The organism is Bradyrhizobium septentrionale, from assembly GCF_011516645.4.
GTDB classification, from domain to species: domain Bacteria; phylum Pseudomonadota; class Alphaproteobacteria; order Rhizobiales; family Xanthobacteraceae; genus Bradyrhizobium; species Bradyrhizobium septentrionale.
This window is the reverse complement of the sequence record NZ_CP088285.1, coordinates 1224077-1247877: the sequence shown is the minus strand read 5'-3', so window position 1 is coordinate 1247877 and position 23801 is coordinate 1224077. Positions and strand designations below refer to the sequence as shown.

General features: G+C 64.4%; 21 protein-coding genes and 1 pseudogene. 12 read left to right on the top strand and 10 right to left on the bottom strand.

Features of this window, described 5'->3' with window-relative positions:
* Nucleotides 1-3: 3 nt before the first annotated feature.
* The 5 genes from HAP48_RS07850 to HAP48_RS07830 form a co-directional block, all read right to left on the bottom strand.
* Nucleotides 4-1311 carry a glycerate kinase type-2 family protein gene (locus HAP48_RS07850; protein WP_166214227.1) on the bottom strand — a complete coding sequence of 436 codons (1308 nt, stop codon included), beginning with the start codon at nucleotides 1309-1311 and terminating at the stop codon, nucleotides 4-6.
* A gap of 99 nt (nucleotides 1312-1410) precedes the next feature.
* Nucleotides 1411-2772 carry an oxalate/formate MFS antiporter gene (gene oxlT, locus HAP48_RS07845; protein ID WP_224496952.1) on the bottom strand — a complete coding sequence of 454 codons (1362 nt, stop codon included), beginning with the start codon at nucleotides 2770-2772 and terminating at the stop codon, nucleotides 1411-1413.
* 75 nt (nucleotides 2773-2847) lie between these two features.
* Entirely contained in the window at nucleotides 2848-3630 is a 783-nt protein-coding gene (locus HAP48_RS07840; RefSeq protein WP_166214228.1) for a fumarylacetoacetate hydrolase family protein, read from the bottom strand.
* Nucleotides 3631-3635: 5 nt separating this feature from the next.
* A complete protein-coding gene (locus tag HAP48_RS07835; RefSeq protein WP_166214229.1) occupies nucleotides 3636-4655 on the bottom strand; it encodes a 2-dehydropantoate 2-reductase in 1020 nt (339 codons plus the stop codon).
* Between the two features lie 85 nt (nucleotides 4656-4740).
* On the bottom strand, nucleotides 4741-5157 hold the full coding sequence (locus HAP48_RS07830; protein ID WP_166214230.1) for a CBS domain-containing protein: 417 nt from the start codon (nucleotides 5155-5157) through the stop codon (nucleotides 4741-4743).
* Nucleotides 5158-5395: 238 nt separating this feature from the next.
* Between HAP48_RS07830 and HAP48_RS07825 the strand changes: the two genes are divergently transcribed.
* From HAP48_RS07825 to HAP48_RS07805, 5 genes and pseudogenes are all read left to right on the top strand, one after another.
* Nucleotides 5396-6244 carry an IclR family transcriptional regulator gene (locus HAP48_RS07825; protein WP_166214231.1) on the top strand — a complete coding sequence of 283 codons (849 nt, stop codon included), beginning with the start codon at nucleotides 5396-5398 and terminating at the stop codon, nucleotides 6242-6244.
* Nucleotides 6245-6425: 181 nt separating this feature from the next.
* Nucleotides 6426-8214, top strand: a pseudogene (gene gcl, locus HAP48_RS07820) (glyoxylate carboligase).
* 38 nt (nucleotides 8215-8252) lie between these two features.
* The gene (hyi, locus tag HAP48_RS07815) at nucleotides 8253-9038 is read left to right on the top strand and encodes a hydroxypyruvate isomerase (RefSeq protein ID WP_166214232.1); all 786 of its coding nucleotides are present in this window, start codon (nucleotides 8253-8255) and stop codon (nucleotides 9036-9038) included.
* Between the two features lie 124 nt (nucleotides 9039-9162).
* Nucleotides 9163-10050, top strand: coding sequence for a 2-hydroxy-3-oxopropionate reductase (locus tag HAP48_RS07810; RefSeq protein WP_166214233.1), 888 nt, complete (start codon nucleotides 9163-9165; stop codon nucleotides 10048-10050).
* A 363-nt stretch (nucleotides 10051-10413) separates the two neighbouring features.
* Nucleotides 10414-11073: a TetR/AcrR family transcriptional regulator gene (locus HAP48_RS07805; RefSeq protein ID WP_166214234.1), complete on the top strand. Its 660-nt coding sequence runs from the start codon at nucleotides 10414-10416 to the stop codon at nucleotides 11071-11073.
* A gap of 228 nt (nucleotides 11074-11301) precedes the next feature.
* On the opposite strand, the gene paaZ is transcribed toward HAP48_RS07805, so the two are convergent.
* Nucleotides 11302-13329 (bottom strand): phenylacetic acid degradation bifunctional protein PaaZ, encoded by a 2028-nt coding sequence (gene paaZ / locus HAP48_RS07800; protein WP_166214235.1) that lies wholly within the window; start codon nucleotides 13327-13329, stop codon nucleotides 11302-11304.
* Nucleotides 13330-13545: 216 nt separating this feature from the next.
* Nucleotides 13546-14337, bottom strand: a complete 792-nt coding sequence (gene paaG, locus HAP48_RS07795) for a 2-(1,2-epoxy-1,2-dihydrophenyl)acetyl-CoA isomerase PaaG (protein ID WP_166214236.1) — start codon at nucleotides 14335-14337, stop codon at nucleotides 13546-13548.
* A gap of 100 nt (nucleotides 14338-14437) precedes the next feature.
* Here paaG and HAP48_RS07790 point away from each other — a divergent pair, with 100 nt between their 5' ends.
* Both HAP48_RS07790 and HAP48_RS07785 read left to right on the top strand, forming a co-directional pair.
* The gene (locus tag HAP48_RS07790) at nucleotides 14438-14656 is read left to right on the top strand and encodes a helix-turn-helix transcriptional regulator (RefSeq protein WP_166214237.1); all 219 of its coding nucleotides are present in this window, start codon (nucleotides 14438-14440) and stop codon (nucleotides 14654-14656) included.
* A 437-nt stretch (nucleotides 14657-15093) separates the two neighbouring features.
* Nucleotides 15094-16212 (top strand): branched-chain amino acid ABC transporter substrate-binding protein, encoded by a 1119-nt coding sequence (locus HAP48_RS07785; protein ID WP_166214238.1) that lies wholly within the window; start codon nucleotides 15094-15096, stop codon nucleotides 16210-16212.
* Between the two features lie 98 nt (nucleotides 16213-16310).
* Here the strand turns inward: HAP48_RS07785 and HAP48_RS07780 are convergent, their stop codons facing one another.
* Nucleotides 16311-16718, bottom strand: a complete 408-nt coding sequence (locus tag HAP48_RS07780) for a GFA family protein (protein ID WP_224496951.1) — start codon at nucleotides 16716-16718, stop codon at nucleotides 16311-16313.
* 44 nt (nucleotides 16719-16762) lie between these two features.
* Nucleotides 16763-17326, bottom strand: a complete 564-nt coding sequence (locus HAP48_RS07775; RefSeq protein ID WP_166214239.1) for a TetR/AcrR family transcriptional regulator — start codon at nucleotides 17324-17326, stop codon at nucleotides 16763-16765.
* Between the two features lie 90 nt (nucleotides 17327-17416).
* Here HAP48_RS07775 and HAP48_RS07770 point away from each other — a divergent pair, with 90 nt between their 5' ends.
* From HAP48_RS07770 to HAP48_RS07755, 4 genes are all read left to right on the top strand, one after another.
* A complete protein-coding gene (locus HAP48_RS07770; RefSeq protein WP_166214240.1) occupies nucleotides 17417-17731 on the top strand; it encodes a monooxygenase in 315 nt (104 codons plus the stop codon).
* Between the two features lie 163 nt (nucleotides 17732-17894).
* Complete coding sequence (locus tag HAP48_RS07765; RefSeq protein ID WP_166214241.1) at nucleotides 17895-18944, top strand: aldo/keto reductase; 1050 nt, start codon at nucleotides 17895-17897, stop codon at nucleotides 18942-18944.
* Nucleotides 18941-19795 (top strand): amidohydrolase family protein, encoded by an 855-nt coding sequence (locus tag HAP48_RS07760; RefSeq protein ID WP_166214242.1) that lies wholly within the window; start codon nucleotides 18941-18943, stop codon nucleotides 19793-19795. The genes HAP48_RS07765 and HAP48_RS07760 overlap by 4 nt, the downstream gene beginning before the upstream one ends.
* A gap of 110 nt (nucleotides 19796-19905) precedes the next feature.
* Nucleotides 19906-22245, top strand: a complete 2340-nt coding sequence (locus HAP48_RS07755) for a Tex family protein (protein ID WP_166214243.1) — start codon at nucleotides 19906-19908, stop codon at nucleotides 22243-22245.
* A 113-nt stretch (nucleotides 22246-22358) separates the two neighbouring features.
* Here HAP48_RS07755 and HAP48_RS07750 read toward each other — a convergent pair whose 3' ends face one another.
* Entirely contained in the window at nucleotides 22359-22769 is a 411-nt protein-coding gene (locus tag HAP48_RS07750) for a DUF1127 domain-containing protein (RefSeq protein WP_166214244.1), read from the bottom strand.
* Nucleotides 22770-23240: 471 nt separating this feature from the next.
* Here HAP48_RS07750 and HAP48_RS07745 point away from each other — a divergent pair, with 471 nt between their 5' ends.
* Entirely contained in the window at nucleotides 23241-23762 is a 522-nt protein-coding gene (locus tag HAP48_RS07745) for a hypothetical protein (RefSeq protein WP_166214245.1), read from the top strand.
* The last annotated feature ends 39 nt before the right edge of the window (nucleotides 23763-23801 follow it).

The following is a 23801-nucleotide window of genomic DNA, read 5'->3' as shown; positions in this document are numbered from 1 at the left end:
GGATCACCTCATCCTTAACTTGATTCCCGGCTTGCCGGCTCCGATCAGCACGGCGCGGATATCGTTGACGTTGGTCAGTGTCGGCCCGGTGCGCACGAGGTCTCCCAGGCGATCGAAGAATGTGTAGCTGTCATGGGCCGCCAGACAAGCCCGTGCGTCGAGGAGTTTCGCGGCGGCGCGCTGCAGTGTATCCAGACCGATCAAAGCACCAGCCGCATCTTCCGTTCCATCGATGCCGTCGCTGTCTCCCGCGATGGCCCAGATATCGGCTGCGCCCGACAGGGCGATGACAAGTCCCAGCAAGAATTCGGTGTTGCGGCCGCCGCGGCCCGCCGGCCCGCGTCCGATCGTGACCGTTGTCTCTCCCCCCGACAGCAGAACCGCAGGGGCCTGACCTGGCTGAGCATGCATCGCGACCGACCGGGCGATGCCGGCCATCATGGTTCCGAGTTCCCGTGCCTCGCCCTCGATCGCGTCGCCAAGGAGGATCGGAGTGAGGCCCTCATCTCGGGCCACATTGGCAGCCGCGTCAAGCGCATGGAACGGCGCGGCAAGGATGCGGACGTCTGCATCGATCTCGCCGGGTTTGGGTGTCTCGTCGGCCTGCTCGAGTGCAAGCCGCGCCGCTGCCGGCAAGTCGATTGCAAACCGGTCAATGATCTCTTGCGCATCGGCCTTTGTGCTGCTGTCCGGAAGCGAGGGACCGGAACCGATTGCCGCGGGATCGTCGCCGGGAATATCCGATATCACCAGGGTCGTGACGCGGGCGGGACGCGCGGCCAGCGCCAGCCGTCCGCCCTTGATCGCCGACAGATGCTTGCGGACGACATTCATCTCGGCAATCGTCGCGCCGCTTGCAAGCAGTGCCCGGTTGACCGCCTGCTTATCGGCGAGGGTCATCGGGGATGCAGGAAGCGTCATCAGCGCCGAGCCGCCGCCGGACATCAGTACGACCACAAGATCATCCGATGAAAGTCCTTCGACGGCGCGCAACATGCGAATGGCGGCCGCCTTGCTCGTGTCGTCGGGTACGGGGTGAGATGCCTCCAGTACCTCGATCCGGCCCGCGGGAGCCGAATGGCCGTGGCGCGTGACCACGACGCCCGAAAGTTCGACGTCAGGCCATGCCGCGTCGAGCCCGGCTGCCATCGCCGCCGAGGCCTTGCCTGCGCCGATGACGATGCATCTGCCCCTGGGCTTTGCCGGCAAAGCAGATGCGATCGTGATCCTTGGATCGGCGCTGGCGATTGCGGCGTCGAAGATTCGTCGCAGCGCAGTGCGGGCTCGCAGGTCAGTCCAGTTCGCGTTCAATCGCTGCACTCCGGCCAATTGGTCCAATGGTCAATGGCTCTCTCGAGCGACGCGGCCGTCTCAAATCGAGCGCAGCTTCGGGCCGGGAGAAGTCCTCCGTCAGGGAGCCTTCTCGAGGCTGTCATAGGATAGCGGTCCCTTGGGCAGACCGCTTTCGCTGTGAGCCGCCGCTGCACGAGCAACCGCGGCACGTGCCGTGCTTTCACTGCCGAGAATGAACGCGCGGCGCAGCGGCTTGATCACGAACACGGCCATGAGGGCCGCGGTGGCGTTGAGCGCGACTGCGACGATGAACACGGCCTGCCAGCCAAACTGGGAGGAGATGATGCTCGCCAGCGGCACGAGCAGCGCCGCAGTGCCCTTCGCGGTGTAGAGCATGCCGTTGTTGGTGGTCGCGTATTTGGCGCCGAACGTGTCGCCCGATGTTGCCGGAAACAGGCTGTAGATTTCCCCGAAAACGCCGAAATAAACGGCCGTCGCCAACACGAAGACAACCGGAATGTGGCCATAGACCGACAGCGTCAGCAACATCAGCGCCGCAGTCGCGAACGCAATGAACATGGTGTGCTCACGGCCGATATTGTCGGAGATCCAGCCGAAGAACGGGCGACCGAAACCATCGAACACGCGATCGAGCGAGATGGCGAACGTCAACGCCGCCATCTGGAAGCCAGCCAACGTGACCGGAGTATCGGCGATCTTGAAGTCATGGGCGATTGGCCCGATCTGGGCGGCGGTCATCAGGCCGCCGGAAGCCACCATCACGAACACCAGGTACATCATCCAGAAGATCGGGGCGCGCAACACCTGAACCGGCGTGTAATCGACGGCGGTCTGGGGCAGATTGAGCTGCTTCCGTCTGGCGGACACGGTGATATCAGGCGGACGGACGAACGCGGCGAGCAGGATAACCGTCAGTCCCTGCCCGATACCGAACGTCAGGAAGGCGCTCTGGTAGCCGCTCGCGGCAATCATGTTGGCAATCGGCACGACGGTCAGCGCCGCGCCGGCCCCGAACCCGGCGGCGGTCGCGCCGGCGGCCAGGCCGCGCCGGTCCGGAAACCATTTCAGCGCGTTGCCGACGCACGTGCCGTAGACGGCGCCGGCGCCGATGCCGGCGACGACAGCTGCTGCATAGAGCGTGACGAGCGAGGAGGCGTAAGCGTTCAGCACCCAGGCGAGGGCGATCATCAGCCCGCCGAACATGATGACGATACGGGGGCCGTATTTGTCGACAAACCAGGCTTCCACCGGCACCAGCCAGGTCTCCGTCATCACGAAGATCGTGAAGGCGAGCTGGATGGCGGCGCGGCCCCAATGATATTGCGCGTCGATCGGGTCGACGAACAGCGTCCAGCCATATTGCAGGTTGGCGATCATCGCCATGCAGACGATGCCGATCGCAAGTTGAAGCCAGCGGAAGCCGCCGGGCGATGATACCGGTTTCGTGCCGGAGTTCATGAGTCCCCCAAAGCAGGAGTTTGTAGTTTTAATGGCTGCTAGTCCGGCGGCGTCGGGCTCTCGTCCCGCGGCCGCTTACTGGCAAAATTGGTTGGTCAGTTCGCCGATTCCGTCGATCGCGACGGTGACCGTATTGATCGGCTCTTTCATCACGCCGACACCGATCGATGTCCCGCAGCAGATGAGGTCGCCCGGCAACAGCGTCATGTCGTGTGAAATCTTGCTGACCAGCGCCTGCGCGCTGAAGATCATGTCCGCGATCGGATAATTCTGGCGCTCCACGCCGTTGAGGATGGTGCGCACCACAAGGCTTGCCGGATCGAGGGCCGAGGCAATAACGGGACCGAAGGGGCCATAGCCATCGAAGCCTTTGGCCCGGGCCCATTGCGGGAAAGTCGGATCCCGATTGAGGATGTCTGCGGCGGTGACGTCGTTGGTGCAGGTGTACCCGAAGATGAAGGCGTCGGCCTGTTCGGGAGCGACCGCGGTGCAGGTCTTGCCGATGACAATGCCGAGCTCGCCCTCATAGGTCGTCTTGCCGTCGTAACCCGCTGGACGCCTGATCACGGCGCCAGGCGCGGTGACGCTGGTCGGCGCCTTCAGCAGGTACAACGGTTCGGCCGGCTCGGGCGAACTCAGCTTGGCGGCCAGCGCGTGAAAATTGTTCCAGAGCGCGATGATCTTGCTTGGTTGCGTCGGTGCGAGCAGCTCGACGGCGTCGAGTGCCAGCGTTCGTCCAGTCGGCCGCGCGTCGCCGAACATGTCGCCGACGTGCACCGAGATGCCGGATGGTGTGAGTTGCCCGAAGCCGATGTCGGCATGGTGGCGGAAGCGGACCCAGCGTGTGACGTTGCTCATCAGGATCACGCCACCGCAAGCGATTTTGTTTCGGCAACGCCGGCCGCCCCGTCGTAGAGGCCCGCCAGCCTGGTACGCTGCGCGACCAGGGCCAGCACCGCATCGAGGGCGGGCGTTGCAATCCCCGTCATCCGGCCCATCTCCTGGACGACGGTGATCAGCGGATCGATCTCGACCAGACGTCCGCGCTCGAGATCCTGCAGCATCGAGGTCTTGTGCGCGCCGACCTTGCGCGCACCTTCGATGCGGCGTTCGACATCGACCCGGAACTTGACGCCAAGGCTTTCCGCGATCGCCTGGGCTTCCAGCATGATCGCTTTCGACAGCGCGCGCGTGCCGGGGTTGCTGCAGATCACGTCGAGGGTCGCATGGGTCAGGGCGCTGATCGGGTTGAAGCAGACATTGCCCCACAGCTTGAGCCAAATCTCGTCGCGGATGCGGTCGAGAACCGGCGCCTTCATGCCGGCTGCGTCGAACAGGGCGGACAGGCTCTCGACCTCGGGGGTGATCTCGCCGGAAGGTTCGCCCAGCGGAAAGTTGTTGCCGTAGACGTGGCGGATCACGCCGGGCGCTTCGATTTCGGTGGCGGGATACACCACGCAGCCGATCGCGCGCTCGGGGCCAAGTTCCTTCCATTGCCGTCCGCCGGGGTCGATGCTCTCGAGCGCCGATCCTTCGTGCCGTCCGCCGTGCTTGTAGAAATACCAATAGGGAATGCCGTTGACGGCGGTGACGATGCGGGTGCGCTGACCGAGCAGGGGCTGCATGCGTTCGATGACGCCGGTGATCGAGTGCGCCTTGAGGCAAACGATGACGAAATCCTGCTCGCCGAGCTCGGTGGGGTCGTCGGTACAGCGCGGATGCACCACGCGCTCCTCGTCGCCGATCAGGAGCTTCAGACCGTTCTGTCGCATCGCGGCAAGGTGCGCGCCGCGCGCGACCAGGCTGACATCGGCGCCAGCGCGCATGAATTCGACACCGAGATAACCGCCGATGGCGCCGGCGCCGTAGATGCAGATCCTCATGAAATCCTCGCGAGCAGAGTGGGGACACAGTTCGAGCCGCAGCGGCTCGAACCGGGTTGCGTGGCAATTGTCTTGGAAAATTCTGTCAGGCCGCCTGCACTGCGCAGGTGGCCTCGTCGTAAGCAGTGGTGATGTCCCGCATGCTGACGACGCCGACGAGCCGGCCGTTGTCGATGACGGGGACATGGCGGATGCCGTGACGGCCCATGAGATGCTCGACATCCGCGAGCGTGTCCTGCGAATTGCAGGACACCAGCGGCCGCGAGATGAACTGCGCGACTTTCATGGCAAGCCCACCGGTGCCGTGTTCGGCGATCACAGCGACGACGTCGCGCTCGCTGAACATTCCGATCACCGCGGCGTCCTTGCTGCGCGAGACGCTCCTGACCACGACTGCGCCGACATTGCTCGCGTACATCAGGTTCGCCGCAATGCTCACGGTTTCGTTCGAGCCGATCGTCACGAGGTGCGGGCTGTTGCGAAGGATGTCCCCGACGTACATGGCAGCGTTCTCCCGTTTGTCTCATCAGGTCGTTCTAAAATAATGGTGGTATACATTATCCCAGTTGTCAAACGAAAGAATCAGAAAGATTTTGAAGAAAACGGCAAATATACTGACCTATCTGATGATCTCTGTAGCTTGACTCCCGATCTATTTGGCATGCCATATACCAATCCTGACACTCGTCCTTCGGACGCAATACCGTTCTGAATCGCAACTGGTTAGGGGCAGGGTCGTGATGAAAAGAGAGCCGATCCGGCGCAAGCCGACCGAACCCGATTTTCGCGCGCAGCCGGATCCGGACGCACGAGACGGCGGCGTTCAATCTGTCGATCGTGCGCTGCAGATCCTGGAGACGCTTGCAGAGGACGACGAAGGTTATCGGCTGACCGATCTCGCGATCCGCACCGGCTTGTCGCCGTCGACCGTTCATCGGCTGCTGACGACGCTCGAGAACCGCAGATTCGTGCAGTTCGACCGCGACGAATCCAAATGGCACATCGGCGCGCAAAGCTTCGTGGTCGGCTCGACCTTCATGCGCCGGCGCAATTTTGCCGCGCAGGCCTTGCCCTATCTGCGCAAGCTGCGCGACCAGACCAGGGAAACCGCCAACCTGGCCGTGGTCGATGATGAGTCCATCATCGTCGTGTCCCGCATTGAAAGCCGGGAGATCATGCGTTCGCTGACCAAGGTGGGTGGACGCGTCGCAATGATCGCCTCGGGCGTGGGCAAGGCGGTGCTGGCGACCTATTCCGATGCCGACGTCAACGCGATCATCCGCCGTCAGGGCATGCCGCGGCTGACTGAAAAATCGATCGTGCGGCCAGGCGAACTGTTCAAGGAATTGGAGAGCATGCGGCGTCAGGGTTATGCAGTGGATGATGAAGAGGCCCGCCTCGGCCTGCGCTGCGTGGCGGCCGTCGTCTTCAACGACTGCAGCGAGCCATTTGCCGCGATTTCGGTATCGGGCACGGCGGACCGGCTGACGAACGAACGCTTGCCGGACATCGGCACGATCGTGCACCAGATCGCAGCCGAACTCACCGCCGAGCTTCGCGGGAGCCGCACGCAGCAAGCGCAGGCGTGAGACTTTCCGCATTTTCGTCCATCACCATTTCCATTTCTTCGCCGACGTTAATCGCTTGAAGCCGCGCAAGAAATCGCGTGCGCTGCCATAGCGTGGAAAATCCCATCGATTGCGTTGAGATCGACGCTCGCGGGTCTGATGATCATGCTCAGGTTAACTCCTAGCGAAGCGGGATCATCAGATGAAGATGCGAGCAATCGATGCAGCAGTGCGCATTCTCGAACGCGAAGGGATCACCTGCGCGTTCGGCGTTCCCGGCGCCGCGATCAACCCGCTTTACTCCGCGCTGAAGCGGAACGGCTCGATCCGGCACATTCTGGCGCGGCACGTCGAAGGCGCCTCGCATATGGCGGAAGGCTATACGAGGGCGAAGGCGGGCAATATCGGCGTCTGCATCGGCACCTCGGGACCCGCCGGAACCGACATGATCACCGGCCTCTACTCGGCGATCGCGGATTCGATCCCGATCCTCTGTATCACCGGTCAGGCGCCGCGCGCGCGGCTCTACAAGGAAGATTTCCAGGCCGTCGACATCGAGGCGATCGCAAAGCCGGTGACGAAATGGGCCGTCACCGTGCGCGAGCCGGCGCTGGTGCCGCGCGTGTTCAGCCAGGCTTTCCATGTCATGCGGTCGGGACGGCCGGGACCGGTGCTGATCGATCTTCCGCTCGACGTGCAACTGGCCGAGATCGAGTTCGACGACGAGACCTATTCGCCGCTGCCGGTCTACAAGCCGACGGCGACCCGAAAGCAGATCGAGAAGGCGTTCGAGATGCTCAACGCCGCGGAGCGGCCGCTGATCGTGGCCGGCGGCGGCGTGATCAACGCCGATGCATCCGAGCTGCTGGTCGCCTTCGCGGAAGCGGTCAACGTCCCGGTGGTTCCGACGCTGATGGCGTGGGGCGCCATTCCCGACGATCACGCGCTGATGGCGGGGATGGTCGGCCTGCAGACCAGCCATCGCTACGCCAACGCCACGATGCTGGAATCCGACTTCGTGCTCGGCATCGGAAATCGCTGGGCCAACCGGCATTACCGGTTCGATCGAGACTTACACGAAGGGGCGCAAATTCGTCCATGTCGACATCGAGCCGACCCAGATCGGACGCGTGTTCAATCCGGATCTCGGCATCGTGTCGGACGCCAAGGCCGCGCTGGAGATGTTCGCGAGCGTTGCGAAGGAGTGGCGCAAGTCAGGGAAGCTCCGCGATCGGCAAGCCTGGCCCGCTGCCTGCCGCGACCGCAAGCGTTCGATGCTGCGCAAGAGCCATTTCGACAACATCCCGATCAAGCCACAGCGCGTCTACGAGGAGATGAACAAGGCCTTCGGCCGCGACACCTGCTACGTGACGGTGATCGGATTGTCGCAGATCGCGGGCGCCCAGTTCCTCAACGTCTATCGTCCGCGTAACTGGATCAATGCTGGCCAAGCCGGTCCGCTCGGCTGGACATTGCCGGCCGCGCTCGGTGTGCGTGCCGCCGACCCCGACCGCGACATTGTCGCGCTGTCGGGTGACTACGACTTCCAGTTCCTGATCGAGGAACTCGCGGTCGGGGCCCAGTTCAATCTGCCCTACATCCACGTCGTCGTGAACAATTCATATCTCGGCTTGATCCGGCAGGCCCAGCGCGGCTTCGACATGGACTATCACGTGCAGCTCTCGTTCGAGAACATCAACGCGCCCGAGATCGGCGTCTACGGTGTCGACCACGTCACCGTCGCGGAGGGGCTGGGCTGCAAGGCGATCCGGGTGACCGACCCGAACGACGCCCAGGCGGCGTTCGCGACCGCGCGCGAATTGATGGCCAAGCACCGCGTGCCCGTGGTGGTGGAGTTCATCCTCGAGCGGGTCACCAACATCGCGATGGGAACGGAGATCGACAACATCGTCGAATTCGAGGAGGTGCTCGACCTTCCGCTCGATGAGGTGCCGAGTGCAGCACGATCCGGCACGCTGTTGCCGGCCTGACGACACCATTAGCGCTGCCTCAAGCGGAGATACCAACCGTGCCTCAATTTGCTGCCAACCTCACCATGCTCTTCAACGAGCTGCCGTTCCTCGATCGGTTCGCGGCCGCCAAGGCCGCGGGCTTCAACGCGGTCGAGTATCTTTTTCCCTATGACTACGACAAAGGCGAATTGCGCGAGGAACTGGCGCGAGCCGAACTGACCCAGGTGTTGCACAATCTTCCGGCCGGCAATTGGGCCGCCGGCGAGCGCGGCATTGCGATCCTGCGCGATCGCGTCGATGAATTTCGCGACGGCGTCGCGCGGGCGGTCGACTATGCCAAGGCGCTGGATTGCCTGCAGCTGAACTGTCTGGTCGGCATCGCCCCCACTGGCGCGGATGCGGCAGAGCTGCACGAAGTCCTGGTGTCCAATCTGCGCTTCGCCGCCGGCGCGCTCGCCCAGCATGGCATCAAGTTGCTGGTCGAGCCGATCAACACGCTGGATATTCCGGGCTTCTTCCTGAGCGGGACGGAACAGGCGGTGCAGCTGATCTCCGACGTGCGGTCGCCCAACCTGTTCATCCAATACGATATCTATCACATGCAGATCATGGAGGGCGATCTGGCGCGAACCCTCGAGAAGCATCTCGGCCGGATCGCGCATGTCCAGCTCGCCGACAACCCGGGCCGTCATGAGCCGGGGACCGGCGAGATCAACTATCCATATCTGTTCAAGCATCTCGACAGCATCGGCTATCGCGGCTGGATCGGATGCGAATACAAGCCGCGGACGACCACGCTCGAGAGCCTCGCCTGGCACGCCGCGCAGACTTTCGTGACCTAGAGCTTTTCCGTTCCGATTGAACCGGAACGGAGCTCTCAATTTTTGTTTTGACGCGTTTTCTTCACGCGAAGGGATATCCGCTTCGCTGGAAGACGCTCTCATCGGGCTGACAGGAGCGACGACAATGAAAGACATAGGATTCATCGGGCTGGGCACCATGGGACGTCCGATGGCCGGCCATCTCCTGGCTGCCGGCTATCGCCTGTTCCTGCACGACGTCGCGCCTCTTCCGCCCGACCTGATCGCGAACGGCGCGGTTGCTTGCGAGTCCGGCAGGCAGGTGGCGCAGGAAGCCGATGCCGTCATCATCATGGTGCCGGACACGCCGCATGTCGATGCCGTGCTGTTCGGCAAAGGTGGCGTCGCCGAAGGCGTCTCCAAGGGCATGATCGTGGTGGATATGAGCTCGATCTCGCCGCTGGCGACCAAGGAGTTCGCGCGGAAGATCGATGCGCTCGGCGCCGACTATCTCGACGCGCCGGTCTCCGGCGGCGAGGTCGGCGCAAAGGCGGCGAGCCTGACCATCATGGTTGGCGGGCGGGAGCGGGCGTTCAATGCGATGAAGCCCGTGTTTGATACGATGGGCAAGAACGTCACGCATGTCGGCGCCAACGGTGACGGCCAGACCACCAAGGTTGCCAACCAGATCATCGTGGCGCTGACCATCGAGGCGGTGAGCGAGGCGCTGCTGTTCGCGTCCAAGGCGGGCGCCGATCCTGCGCTGGTGCGCCAGGCACTGATGGGCGGCTTCGCGTCGTCCCGGATCCTTGAAGTGCACGGCGAGCGCATGCTCAAGCGCAATTTCGATCCGGGCTTCCGCATCGAGCTGCATCAGAAGGATCTCAACCTCGCGCTGGAAGGCGCGCGGGCCCTCGGGCTGTCGCTGCCGGGCACTGCCGCAGCCCAGCAGCTGTTCAACGCCTGCACCGCGCTCGGCGGCAAGGCCTGGGACCATTCCGGCATTCTGAGAGCGCTGGAGGTGATGGCGGGCCACGAGGTCGCAGCCGCCTGAGCTTCATGCGAAGTAGTTGATGAGACATCGCAGGCCCGGCTGGTGTCACACCGGCTGGGCGGATGACGTCGAAGGGGCCCGGCTGGCGGCGCGCCCTGAGACGTTTGCGTTGCCCCATCGGGCATGCACGGCGACGTCCGGCCCGACCGGCCAGCGCCGGATTCGGCCGACGCCCTGCGCAGAGCATTGCAACGCAGGGGCCCATTCCATATAGGTCATGGAATAGTCCGACCGGATGGTCAATAAATGGCGCTCAGACCCGCCCTGGCAATGGACAGGGCCGGACTGGTCTGAGAAATTTGCCGTTGTTGATTCACGTCTGACGACGACGGCTGAACGGCCGGCTGGTGGAACGGACGAGATATGGCCCGATCGCGCGCCAAGGACTATGACGATAAGCGCCTCTCGATGCTGCATCGCGCGGCCGAGCTGTTTGCCGCATCGGGATATGTCGGCACGTCGATGAATACGATCGCCGACGCGTGCGGTGTCTCGAAGGCGCTGCTCTATCATTATTATCCCGACAAGGAGGCGATCCTCTTCGATCTCCTGTCGTCGCATCTCGAGAGGCTGGTGGCGGCGGTTCGCAAGGCGAGCGCGTCGGCCGGCGATCCGGTTGAGCGCCTCGGGATGATCGTCACGACCCTGCTCGAGCTCTACCGGCACGCCGACGCCGAGCATCAGGTCCAGATCGCAAGCCTCAGGCTGTTGCCGGAGCAAAAGCAGCAGCCGCTGCTCGCAAGCGAGCGGATCCTGGTCGGGATCATGTCGGATGCGCTGGCCGCCGCCGTCCCGGCGGCGAAGCAGAAGCGCGTGCTCAAGCCGCTGACGATGAGCGTGTTCGGCATGCTGAACTGGCATTACATGTGGTTTCGCGAGGGCGGGCCGATGACGCGCGCCGACTATGCCGACTTCGTCGTGCAGCTGGTGCTGGCCGGTGCGGAGGAGGCGGCTGCCGCCGTTGCCCGCCCGCGCAGCAAGGCGAAGCCCGCCGGCCGGAGCCGGCAGGCCGCGTTGCTCTGACGTGAGCTCCTAGAACAAGTTGACCTTAGTTGAGCGGCCGATCCCGCTTCAACTCGCCCCGCGTGCGGGGAGAGGTCGGAACGCATCGTTAGATGCGTTCCGGGTGAGGGGAAGTCTGCGCGAGCGCAGCTATCACCGTATACGCGGAGACGGCCCCTCACCCCGTAAGAACGGGGAGAGGGAGCGCAGCGCCGTCGCGATGACGGTTCAGTCCAAGCTCGTCGCGCGCTACGCCCGCATCGCATTCATCGTCAGCAGCTCATAGGTCGCGGCGGTTTCGCCGGTACCGGTCGTGATCTCGACGTCCCAGCGCACTTCGCCATATTGCTTGTTGCGCGGCGTCTTCTCCTTCGCGGTCAGCCGCACCTGGATCGACTCCCCCGGTTGGACGGGTTTCACGAAGCGCAGCGAGTCCAGCCCGTAATTCGCCAGCACCGGGCCGTAGTCGGGATCGACGAACAGGCCGGCCGCAAACGACAGCAGCAGATAGCCATGCGCGACGCGGCCCGGGAAGAACGGATGCCCCTTGGTCGCTTCCTCATCCATGTGGGCGTAGAAGGTGTCGCCGGTGAAATGCGCGAAATGCTCGATGTCGTCGAGCGTGATCTGCCGAGCCTTCGAGACCAGCGTGCGGCCGATCTCGAGATCGTCATAGTGATAGCGGAACGGGTGAAGGTCACCCTCGAGCACCGGGCTGCCCTTGAACCAGCGGCCGGTGACGCCTGACAGCATGCGAGGGGAGCCCTGCAGTGCGGTGCGCTGCATGTAGTGCTGCAGGCTGCGAACGCCGCCCAATTCCTCGCCGCCGCCGGCGCGGCCGGGACCGCCGTGAACCATCTGCGGCATCGGCGAGCCGTGGCCGGTATGTTCCGTCGCGCAGTCGCGGTCGATGATGGCGACGCGGCCGTGAAAACTGCCGATGCCGAAGGCGAGCTCGGTCGCGGCCGGGATATCATGCGTGTAGACCGATGCGACGAGGCTGCCGCCGCCGCGGTTGGTGAGCGCGATGGCCTGGTCGAGATCATCATAGCCCATCACGGTGCTGACGGGCCCGAACGCCTCGATCTCGTGTACCGCTGTTGCGGCAACCGGGTTGGCGCAGTGCAGCAGCAGCGGCGGGACGAAGGCGCCGCGCTTGGCGTCGGCGTCGACCAGCGGGAAATTGCCGGGATCGCCGGCCACCAGCTCGGCCTCAGTGCGAAGCCTGGCCACATGGGCAAGCACATCGCTGCGCTGGCCGAGGCCGACCAGCGGCCCCATCCTGACCTTCTCGCTCTCGGGATTGCCGATCACAACCTTGGCAAGGCGATCGCGCAGTGCCGTGATGACCGCATCGATCTGCGCCGACGGCGCCAATGCGCGGCGGATCGCCGTGCATTTCTGCCCGGCCTTGACCGTCATCTCCTTGGCCACTTCCTTGATGAAGAGGTCGAACTCCGGGCTTCCCGGCACGGCATCGGGTGCGAGGATCGCGGCGTTCAGCGAATCGCGTTCCGCGATGAACCTGACGGCTTCGCGCGCGATCACCGGATGGCGCTGCAGTTTTTGCGACGTGTCGGCCGAGCCGGTGAAGGACACCACGTCCTGGCAGGTCAGATGGTCGAACAGGTCGCCGGTCGATCCGACGATGAATTGCAGCGCGCCGTCAGGCAGCGCCTTGGATTCGGCGATCAGCCGGGCCAGTTCGTAGGCGACATAGGAGGTGACGGTTGCCGGCTTGGTGACGACGGGAACGCCGGCGAGCAGCGCCGGTGCCAGCTTCTCCAGCATGCCCCAGCACGGGAAGTTGAACGCGTTGATATGCACCGCAACGCCATGCAACGGCGTCACGATGTGCTGGCCGGCGAATGCGCCGCCCTTTGAAAGCCCTTCGACATTGCCGTCGAGCAGGAATTTGGTATTCGGAAGCTCGCGGCGACCCTTGCTGGCATAGGCGAACAACGTGCCAATGCCGCCATCGACGTCAATCATCGCATCGGTCCGGGTGCAACCGGCGTGGACAGACAGTTTGTACAGCCGGTCCTTGTGCTGGCTCAGATAGTCGGCCAGCGCCTTCAGCAGACTCGCGCGCTGGTGAAACGTCAGCTTGCGGAGATTGTTGCCGCCGACCGTGCGGCCATAGGTGAGGATCTCGCGCATGTCGAGATCGATCCGGGTCGTGAACGCCACCACGTCGCCGGTCACGGCACTGTGAATCTCGGCCGCAGGTTCGCCGGAGCCGGTCCATTTTCCGCGGACGAAGCTGTCAAGTTTCATGATGGTATCCGCGCTCCGCGGGTCACTGGATTGAGGCTGTGTCATCGAAGTTGAATCCTTTGAACTGTGATCAAGTGATGCGTCTCGCCTTGCCGGCGGAACGTTCAATCTGCGTCTGGAGCCTATTCCCTTCCGATGGGATCGGAACGGGGCTCTAGACTCTTGTTTGACGCGTTTTCTTCACGCGAACCGGTACCCACTTCGCTCGAAAACGCTCTACGCTCTGCCGGCGAACCGCGGCGCGCGCTTGTCGAGGAACGCGGTGACGCCTTCGGCGAAATTCGGCGTTCGCCCGGCGCGGCCCTGGAAATCGCGCTCGAGCTCGAGCTGCGCATCGAGCGTGTTGGTCTCGGAGACGTCGAGCGCCTGCTTGATCAGCGCAAGGCCGTCAGTCGGCTGCGTCGCGAGATTGGCGGCCAGCGCGTGCGCCTCGGTCATCAGCTCCGCATCCTCGACCATCTTCCAGATCATGCCCCAGGATTCCGCCCGTTCCGCGGAGAGGGGTTCAGCGAGCAGGGCCAAGGCGCGCGCCCGGGCGGGCCCGACCAGCCGCGGCAGGAACCAGGTGCCGCCGGAATCCGGGACCAGTCCCAGCTTCGCGAAGGCCTGGATGAACTTGGCCGAGCGCGCGGCAAGCACGATGTCGCAGGCAAAGGCGACGTTGGCGCCGGCGCCCGCAGCCACGCCATTGACCGCGCACACGACCGGCATCGGGATGCTGCGCAGCTTGCGCACCAGCGGGTTGTAGAATTTTTCAATTGGTACGGAGAGATCCGGGGTTTCGCCCGGCGTGAACACGCCGTCCGAAAGATCCTGGCCGGCGCAGAACCCGCGGCCTGCGCCGGTCAGGATCAGCGCGCGGCAGGACTTGTCCTGTTCGGCCGCGATCAGCGCGGCCAGCAACGCGGCGTGCAGCTCGGCGCTGAAGGAATTCAGGCGGTCGGGCCTGTTGAGCGTCAGGACGCGATACCCGTCGCGGATATCGGTCAACACAAGATCGCTGACCATGATTGCCTCCCGGTGCGGCTTCTACGGCCGAAGGTCGCATGACCTGCCACTGGATTACTATTGACCAACCGGTTGGTCAATTATAATTATCCGCGCAACGGTGTTTGAAAGCGCCGGCTCGACATTCTCGGAATTCGTGCTCGGCCAGCGCCTGGCGCGCGCGCATCATTTGCTGACCGACCCGCGCCACAGCAGGAGCACCATCGGCACGATTGCCTTTGAGGTCGGGTTCGGCGATCTCTCCTACTTCAATCGCACCTTCCGCCGGCACTATGGCGCGACGCCGTCGGACATCCGCGCGGTACCGCGGCGGTCCTGACCGGGTGTCCCCGGTCCCGAGGGCCAGACGACGGTGCCGTCGCATTTGAGATAAGCATACCTCGCGGCTCAACGGATGGAGTTCGTTGATGCTGTCGCCGCGGCAGTCGCGATGACCGCCTATCCCGCCAGCACGCAGGATCGCAGGCGCTGCGTCGTCGCGGTGCCGCGCGATACAGCCGATGCATTGGCTATGTGCTGTCGCGCACACAAGATCGCGTTCGATCGCGCCCGCCGCGCGGATGATTTTAGCAGCAATGCACGGCAACGTGTTTTCACATTGTTGCGCGATGTCGCATATGTCCAATCCCCCGTCGCCCCAGTCCGAGCCTGCCAACCATCTCGCGCCTAAAAGGCAGCCCCTGGTGATCGTCGCAGCCGGCAAGATTCGTCGAGTGCGATGCATTGAGGCGACTTAAGACCATCGAGGAGAATGTGATGAAGTTTGCACTTCGACGATATTTTCTTGCGCTCGGCACGAGCCTGGCTTTGTCCAGCGCGGCCATGGCGCAGGATATCAGTGTTGCTGTGGTCGGCCCGATGACCGGTTCGGAGGCGAGCTTCGGCCAGCAGTTCAAGAACGGCGCTGATCTCGCCATTGCCGATATCAATGCGGCGGGCGGTGTGCTCGGCAAGAAGCTCAAGCTGGAAGTCGGCGACGACGCCTGCGATCCGAAGCAGGCGGTGTCGGTTGCCGAGAAGATGGCAGGCGCGAAGATTCCGTTCGTCGTTGGGCACTTCTGCTCGTCGACCTCGATCCCCGCGTCGGATGCCTATGCCGAGGGCAACGTGCTGGAGATCACGCCCGGCTCGACCAACCCGCTGTTCACCGAGCGCGGGTTGTGGAACACGTTCCGCGTCTGCGGCCGGGATGACCAGCAGGGCATGGTCGCGGCCGCCTATATCATCAAGAACTACAAGACCAGGAACGTCGCGATCATTCACGACAAGACGACTTACGGCAAAGGCCTGGCCGACGAGACGCGCAACGCCATCAACGCGGCGGGCGTGAAGGAAAAACTTTATGAGGCCTACACCAAGGGCGACAAGGACTTTGCCGCGCTGGTGTCCCGCTTCAAGAAGGAGGGAATCGATTTCGTCTATGTCGGCGGCTACTACGCGGAGGCTGCATTGATCCTGCGCCAGATGCGCGAGCAGGGCGTCAATGCCGTGCTGATGGGCGGCGACGCCCTGGTCGACAAGCAGTTCGCGGCGATCGCGGGTCCGCTTGCCGAGGGCTCGCTGTTCACCTTCTCGCCCGATCCGCGCAAGAAGCTGACCGCGGCCGCGACCCTGAAGAAGTTCAAGGACAAGGGAATCGATCCCGACGGTTACACCCTCTACAGCTATGCCGCGTTCCAGATCTGGAGCCAAGCCGTAGCGCGCGCCCAGACCACGGACGCCAAGAAGGTCGCCACGACCATCAAGGCGGGAAGCTGGGACACCGTGCTCGGCAACATCAGCTACACGCCGAAGGGTGACATCACGCTGATCGACTATGTCGTGTACCGCCGCGACAAGGACGGCAACTACGCCGAACTGGCGGCTGGTCAATGACCGCTGGCCGCGACATCGGCACTCGTCCCTGACCGATGTCGCGGCAGCTCCTTTCCGGCTGTGCCGGCTTGCGCCGCGCCTGCGGCCGGCGCGGCCGGTCACACGTTCTGGGCAAAGCGTGCCGCGCCCGGGACCGGCGTGAGCCACGTCATCGCATGAACGGTATAGATCTCGACTTGCGGCTGCAGCCCCTCCAGCTCGTCGAGCGTGCCGGCCTTCACCACGACCTTCCCCGGCATCGATGCGGTCTTTGCAAGGAGAGGGGAGCCGCAGCGTCCGCAGAAATGGCGGTAGACCGGATGGCCGCTATCGCCCTGGTCGACGAACACCGCGGTCTCGCCCGTTTGCTGGTAGTCGGCTTCGCGGACGACGAGGTTGAACGAGAACAGGCTTCCGCTTTGCCGCTGGCAGTGCGTGCAATGGCATAAGGCGATGCTCCGCGGCTCGCTCTTTAGCGTGTAGCGCACCGCGCCGCAGAGGCAACCACCTGTCCGATCCTGCATCATGCTGTCTCTCATATGATATCGATCGCCACGACGGAGATGCCGCCTCAGACATCGCCGATCACCGCATCGATGAAGGTCGCGGCGGTCTCCTTCAGCTGCTTGCGGCTGTATCCGGCGCGCTCCATCACGGCCAACCCTCGCGTGAAAGTCACGATGACCCGCGCCAGCCGATTGGCATCGGCGGCGCTGCGCTTGCCCGCGCTGATGGCTTTGCCGATCAGCTGCTCGAGCCGGCCCAGCACGGCTTGCACGCGCTGGCGGACGTCGGTGCTCGAAATCGCCGCATCGAGCGCGGTGCGCGTGGTCAGGCAGCCGCGCGGCGGCGAACCGTCCGTCATGTTGACGATGATCATGTCGAAGAAATATCGCAAGCCCGCCGCGGCGTCGCCCTGGGCCAGCGCGGTGCCGGCCGTGTCCAGAAATTCCTCGGCATAGCGATCGAAGGCGCGCAGGAAGATCGCTTCCTTGTCGCCATAGGCGTTGTAGAGACTGCCGCGCTGGACGCCGGTCGCGGCGGCGAGGTCCTGCATGGTCGCGTCGTGCAGGCCCTTGCGCCAGAACACGTCGAGCGCGGTCGCGATCACCTCGTCCTCGTCAAACTGACGCATGCCCACCATTCGGTTCGCTCCGCCGATTCATTATTGACACTATCGTCAAGATTGACAATGGTGTCAAGAATGATGCCGCAGGAGATCCGGATGATTACCGCCGTCACGACGTTCAGATTGCCGAAGCCGATCACGCGCGAGGAAGCGCGCAGCATCTTCCTGAGCACGGCACCGCTCTATCGCGACGTATCGGGGCTGTTTCGAAAGACCTATGTGCTGTCCGAGGACGGGATGACGGCCGGTGGCATCTATTTCTGGAACTCGAGGGCAGAGGCGGAAGCGCTGTACACCGATGCGTGGCGCGCCCGCGCCCGCGAGAAATATGGCGCCGATCCGACGGTCACCTATTTCGAGAGCCCCGTCGTGGTCGACAATGTCGCGCAGCAGGTGCTTTCCGACGCGTAGCGGAGGGCGCCACAACCGTCGGCCCCTCCGCTGATCGGAACCCTGGATTGTTCGCTCGGCCGCGCATTGTCCGCGTGCCGGTCGCCACGCGCGTCGGCTTGTGTTCAGCACGGCCGCAGGGCTAGTCTGCCTGCAAGCAAGAAGACTGCAGGGAGCCCTCGCGATGAACCAACCTCAATCCTCACATACGGCCCCTGCGTCAGCGCTGCCGCGCCGCAGGCTCGGCCGCACCGGGCTCGATGTCTCCATCCTCGGTTTCGGCACCGCGCCGCTCGGCGATCTCTTTGCGCGGCTCGATGACACCACCGCGATTGCGGCGGCGGAGCGGGCGTTTGCGCTTGGCGTCAATTTGCTGGATTCCTCGCCGCTGTATGGGCATGGCCTCGCCGAGCATCGCTGCGGCACCGCGCTGCGTCGGGTGGCGCGTGACGACGTCGTCGTTTGTACCAAGGTCGGGCGCTGGATGGACCCGTTCCACGGCCGCGGCGACGGCTCGAATTTCGCCGGCGGCCAGCCGCATCGCGCGGTGGTCGATTATTCCTATGACGGCACGATGCGCGCAGTCGAGCAATCGTTGCTGCGGCTCGGCACCGATCGCATCGACCTGCTCTTGATCCACGACGTCGACGTCTGGACCCATGGCGCTGACGCCATCGAGGCGCGGTTTCGCGAGGCGATGGACGGCGCCTATGTCGCGCTCGACAAATTGCGCGCCGAGCGCGTGGTCAAGGGCATCGGGATCGGCGTCAACGAGGCCGAGATGTGCGTGCGCTTCGCCAGGGCGGGCACGTTCGACACCATGCTGCTCGCCGGCCGCTACTCGCTGCTGGAGCAGCCGGCGCTCGCCGAGTTCCTGCCGCTGGCGGAGAAGCAGGGCATCGGCGTGATGCTCGGCGGCGTGTACAACTCCGGTATTCTGGCGACCGGCGCGGTTGCCGGCGCCAAGTACAACTACAAGGACGCGCCACCCGACGTGATGCAGAAGGTTTCTGCGATCGAGCGCGTCTGCCGCGCGCACGGCGTCGCGCTGGCGACCGCCGCGCTGCATTTCGCGCTGGGTCATCCGGCGGTCGCAAGCCTCGTGCTCGGCGCGCAGACACCGCAGGAGGTCGAGCGCAATGTCGCCGCGCTGTCGGCCTCTGTCCCCGCCGCGTTGTGGCGTGACCTGAAAGCTGAGAGGTTGCTCGATCCGAATGCGCCGGTGCCGGCATGATCCGGATCGACGCCCATCATCATGTCTGGACCCTTGCACGCGCCGATTACGGCTGGCTGACACCCGAACGCGGACCGATCTACCGCGACTTCGGGCTATCAGATCTGATGCCGCATCTCGCCGCAGCCGAAATCGATGGCACCATCCTGGTGCAGGCCGCGCCGACCGAGGCGGAAACTGCGTTCATGCTCGACGTTGCCAAAGGCTCCGATCTGGTGCGGGGCGTGGTGGGCTGGATCGACTTCGATGCCGACGACGCGGCGACGCGGATCGATGCGATTGCCGGGCGCGAGCTGCTGGTCGGCCTGCGGCCAATGGTGCAGGACATCGCCGATGACGACTGGCTGCTGCGGCCGGAACTGGCAGCGCCGCTCGAGGCCATGGCGCAGTACGGCCTGGTGTTCGACGCGCTGGTGCTGCCGCGCCATCTGCCGAGGCTCGTCCAGGTGGTCGATCGCCATCCGGACCTGCAATTCGTGCTCGATCATTTCGGCAAGCCAAATCTCGCAACCGGCGACATCGCGGCCTGGAAGGACGATATCGCGAGCCTTGCCGCGCGCGCCAACGTCGTCTGCAAGCTGTCGGGCCTCGCGACAGAGGCGGCGCCGAACTGGCAGGTCGCCGATCTTCGCGAGGCCGTGGACCATGCGCTCGAATGTTTCGGGCCGCAGCGCATGCTGTGGGGCAGCGATTGGCCGGTGGTCAATCTCGCCGGCGGCTATGCGCAGTGGTTCGCTGCTGCGGAGAGCCTGCTGGCTGATTTGTCAAGTGAGGCAAGAGCTGCGATTTTCGGCGGCAATGCGGCGCGGGTCTATTTGTCAAGCCGCGGACGGCGCACATCCCGGAAATAGATTGCGCGGCGCGCCAAATTTGATCCACAGCGCGCCTTGATGAATCATTCCGGGATGGTTCATAAGCGGCGTCCGCGCCATCAGCGGCGTGACGATTCAGAGAGACGAGCGTGGCAAAGATTCATCATCAGATTGCGCAGGAACTGGGGGTTCGCGACGAGCAGGTCGAGGCGGCGGTGACGCTGCTCGACGGCGGCGCCACGGTGCCGTTCATCGCGCGATACCGCAAGGAGCTCACCGGCGCGCTCGATGACACGCAGCTGCGCACGCTGGAAGAGCGGCTGACCTATCTGCGCGAGCTCGAGGAACGCCGCACCGCGGTGCTCAATTCGATCCGCGAGCAGGGTAAGCTCGATGCCGCACTCGAAGCCCAGATCATGGCCGCCGACAGCAAGGGCCGTCTGGAAGACATCTATCTGCCGTACAAGCCGAAGCGCCGCACCAAGGCCGAGATCGCCAAGGAGGCCGGGCTCGAGCCGCTCGCCGATCTCCTGCTGACGCAGCCGCAAAGCGATCCGAACGAGGCCGCTTCTCCCTTCGTCGATGCCGAGAAGCAGGTCGCCGACGTCGCCGCCGCGCTGGACGGCGCGCGCGCCATCCTGGTCGAGCGCTTCGCCGAGGACGCCGATCTGATCGGCGCGCTACGCGAGGAGATGTGGTCGAACGGCATCATGGCTTCGACCGTCCGCACCGGCAAGAAGACCGAAGGCGAGAAGTTCAAGGACTATTTCGATTTCTCCGAGCCGCTGCCGAAACTGCCGTCGCACCGCATCCTGGCGCTGTTCCGCGGCGAGAAGGAAGAGATCCTCGACCTCGCGATCAAGCCGGAGGCCGAGGCGCCGGCCGTCGGCGTGCCCGGCATCTATGAACTCAAGATCATGAACCGCTTTGCGGTCTCCAACCAGGGCCGCAAGGGCGACAAGTGGCTGACGGAGACGGTGCGCTGGGCCTGGCGCACCAAGATCCAGATCCATCTCAACATCGACCTGCGGATGCGGCTGTGGGCCGCAGCCGAAACCGAGGCGGTGCGCGTGTTCGCCTCGAATTTGCGCGATCTGCTGCTCGCGGCGCCGGCCGGCGCGCGTGCCACCATGGGGCTCGACCCCGGCTATCGCACCGGCGTCAAGGTCGCGGTGATCGATGCGACCGGCAAGGTGGTGGCGCATACGGCTATCTTTCCGCACGAGCCGCAGCGGCGCTGGGACGAGGCGCTCGCCATTCTCGGCAAGCTCGCGATCGAGCACGGCGTCGAGCTGATCGCGATCGGCAACGGCACCGCCTCGCGCGAGACCGACAAGCTCGCCGCCGAGTTGGTGAAGCGACTGCCCGAGCGCAAGATGACCAAGATCGTGGTCTCCGAGGCCGGCGCGTCGGTCTACTCGGCCTCCGCCTTCGCCTCGAACGAATTGCCCGACCTCGACGTCACCATTCGCGGCGCGGTCTCGATCGCGCGGCGGCTGCAGGATCCGCTGGCCGAGCTCGTCAAGATCGATCCGAAGGCGATCGGCGTCGGCCAGTACCAGCACGATCTCGGCGAAGCCAAGCTTGCGCGCTCGCTCGATGCCGTGGTGGAAGACTGCGTGAACGCGGTCGGTGTCGATGCCAACACCGCCTCGGTGCCGCTGCTCTCGCGGGTGTCGGGCATCGGCGCAGGGCTGGCGCAAAGCATCGTGCAGCACCGCGATGCCAACGGTCCGTTCAAGTCGCGCAAGGCGCTGAAGGAGGTGCCGCGGCTCGGGCCGAAGGCATTCGAGCAGTGCGCGGGCTTCCTGCGCATCAGCAATGGCGAGGACCCGCTCGATTCCTCCGGCGTGCATCCGGAAGCCTATCCGGTGGTACGCCGCATCCTTGAGGCGACCAAGAGCGACATCAAGGCGCTGATCGGCAACGCCGACATGATGCGTGGGCTCAGGCCGCAATCCTTCGTCGACGACATGTTTGGATTGCCGACCGTCACCGACATTCTGCGCGAACTCGAGAAGCCCGGCCGCGACCCGCGTCCGGCGTTCAAGGCGGCGGTGTTCAAGGAAGGCGTCGAGGAGGTCAAGGACCTCAAGAAGGGCATGATCCTCGAGGGCACCGTGACCAACGTCGCGGCCTTCGGCGCCTTCGTCGACGTCGGCGTGCACCAGGATGGGCTGGTGCATATCTCGGCGATGTCGAAGACCTTCATCAAGGACCCGCGCGAGGTGGTGAAGCCCGGCGACATCGTCAAGGTGAAGGTGCTGGACGTCGAGGTCGCGCGCAAGCGCATCGCACTGACGCTGCGGCTCGACGACGAGATCGGGCCGAAGAAGGACAATGCAGGGCCGTCCCGCGATTTTTCGCGCGGCTCGGCCAAGATGACGTCGTCGGCTCCGCGCAAGCCGGCCGAGCAGTCCGGCGGCGGCGCGCTTGCCGAAGCGCTGCGCCGCGCCGCCGAGAAGAGCGGGCGCGGCAAGCCGACCTGAGCCGCGTTGGCGTCCGCCACATCACGGCGATAGAAAAGGGGCGGATCACGCTTCGTTGATCCGCCCGGCGGCCAGCCACTCAATGTGCAGAGCTGGTGGTGACTTGCCATCAGTTACATCACACCACGAGACAGCCAAAGATACGTCGTGCCTTCTCTGAGCCTTTCAATGGCTCGGCCGGCGACGAGGCAGTCGATCTCACCTTGTGTCAGGCCGATATCCATCAGCTCCCTGTCGCTGAGGTCGTGCAAACTGACTCGCGACCTTGCGCGTTGGCGCCAATTTCGCAACGCACGCCAATATCCCTGGAGCAAACCCAGGAGGCTCCGCGTCGATGCGACTGGTGGTCCAGCCGCTTCCTTTTCCGAGAAAGCGTCTCTTAGCGCTGCGATGGAGGCATCGGGGCACGCCTCGGCCAAGGCATCGCCGGTGGTGTCTTTCACCAGAGCGATGGCGGGGTCGAGGCGCAGCCCTGCGGCATCGCGCCCGGTCTCGGGGGTGAGGTTCGTCTGTTGGGGTGGCATCGGATGCTCCTGCTGTCGTGCCGGCAGGGAGCATGGCCAAATAAAAGGCCCCGTCCGATGCCGGCGGGGCCTGGTGAAAAGATCGCGTCGTCGAATTCCTAGCGCACGACTCCTTCCACGGCCCAGCGAGAGTGGGTCATGTTTTTACGGTTCGCGATGCGCACGACGTTGATCATGAAGCCCAGTTACCACGGAGATCGCGCATAATCAAGGGGTGTGCCGGTGCCGCGCGCATCCTCAAGGCGAGCGCTCCTGACGTGACGCGAAGCCTGCCCTGCCTCCGAGATCGTCTGGTGGTTTGATTCGGACACTTGAAGGTCGCCGCGCGCGCCGGCTCGCGCGCCGATCCTAAATCCGGCGTCAGAATCTGGCGCATTTGTCAGTTGAAGTCGGGCATCGGCTTGCGTCTTCTGAGCATCCTCTGTTTGCGGCGATGAGAGGTTCGCCGCGGTCCCAATCAGGGAGGATTTGATGAAGAATAGGCTGTTCACGTTTCTCACGGCGGCGACGCTCGCTGCCAGCGTTGCGCTTGCACCCGTAGCCTTCGCCAGAGGCGGTGGTGGACATGGCGGTGGCGGCGGTGGTCACGGCGGTGGCTTCGGTGGCGGCCATGGCGGTGGCTTTGCTGGCGCCATGGGCGGCGGCATGCATGGCGGCGGAATGGGCGGAATGCGTGGCGGTGCTTTCGGCGGCGGTATGCGTGGTGGTGGCGCGGCGTTCGCCGCGATGGGCGGCGGCGGGCATTTTGCCGGCGGGCGCGTTGGTGGCCCCCGCTTCGTCGGTGCGCCCGCAATCGGCCCGCGATTTGCCGGCGCCGGAGTCCACGGCACGCGCTTCTTCCATCATGGCGGCTTCCGCCACCACCGCTTCCATCGCTTCGCGTTCATCGGCGCGCCCTACGTTTACGCCGGCGGCTATTACGATGGCTGCTGGCGCAGGTCGTGGACGCCGTATGGGCTGCAATGGGTCAATGTGTGCGGCGACTATTGGTGATCGCCCAACCAGCCGCGCCGTTGTCGCGGTCGTCGCCAG